This window comes from Syntrophomonas sp. UBA5494, assembly GCF_002426325.1.
Window position 1 is genome coordinate 25,270 of sequence record NZ_DIPG01000148.1, and the last position, 929, is coordinate 26,198.

The following is a 929-nucleotide window of genomic DNA, read 5'->3' on the forward strand; positions in this document are numbered from 1 at the left end:
AGTGCGGTCCGCTGTGAAGCAAGGGCGGATCTGCTGTTGGCGCCGGGCCAGAAAATCTCTGCCAGAACCTCTTTTGATACGGTATTGCCGCTGCGCAGCAAAAGATATTCGAGAAAACCCTTGACCTTTTTGGTTTTCCATTCCGTGTCGGGAATTTTTATACCGTTTACCGAAATCTCCGGTTTTCCAAACAGAGATGCCTTGACAAAATAAACCTGCTCCGAACCAGCCTTATATGTAGAGACAAAATCGTCGCTAAAAGCGGTTATGCGGCTTTCATCTATGGTTTTTACCCTGACGCTCAAGTAGCTTACCGTCTTACTGTCGTAAAATTTGCTCAGCAGCGCTTCCGCATACTCGGTACAATAGCCGTAACGTATGCTTCGCAAGGCCATTTCAATGAAAGTGGGGAGATGCATGTCCCAGAACATGGAATACCTGTTGCCGGCCGCCAGCCCCATGGCCTGCTGCAGATAGCGGCGCCCCTGTTCCGTATCGCCCTTGGCATAATACAGTCTGGCTATGTGGAAGCAGGAGCCGCACAGCACCTGATATCCCTTTTTGGCCCTGGTGGATTTTATCGATGCAAGCAGGCTGCGTTCGGCCAGCTGAAAATCTCCGGCCTCCCTGGCAATCGCTCCCAGTATGGACAGTGCGCTTTCATAGATCATCATGCCGGGACGCGCCTTTCGGATGAGGGCAATATCCTTGCGGGCTTCCTCAAGATCCGGCCCGGGACCGCCGGGTTGTATGGCCCAAAGGCGCCGGAGCAATCTGCATGCTGCAGCCAGTGCATGGTTGCGTATGCGAAGAAAGAGGAAGACAGCGTGGTCGAGCATTTCAACAGCAGCTGCCCCATCAAAGGACAGGTATCGTTCAAAAGCAGCCAGACGCCTGCTGTGGGCCGACAGGTATTCATAATCGTATTT

1 protein-coding gene is annotated in these 929 nt (G+C 52.7%); it reads right to left on the bottom strand.

Going from position 1 to position 929, the window contains the following annotated elements; translation table 11 throughout:
• Positions 1–674: hypothetical protein (locus B3W37_RS16710; protein WP_483176492.1), on the bottom strand; the 674-nt coding region annotated here is incomplete at its 3' end.
• Positions 675–929 lie beyond the last annotated feature (255 nt).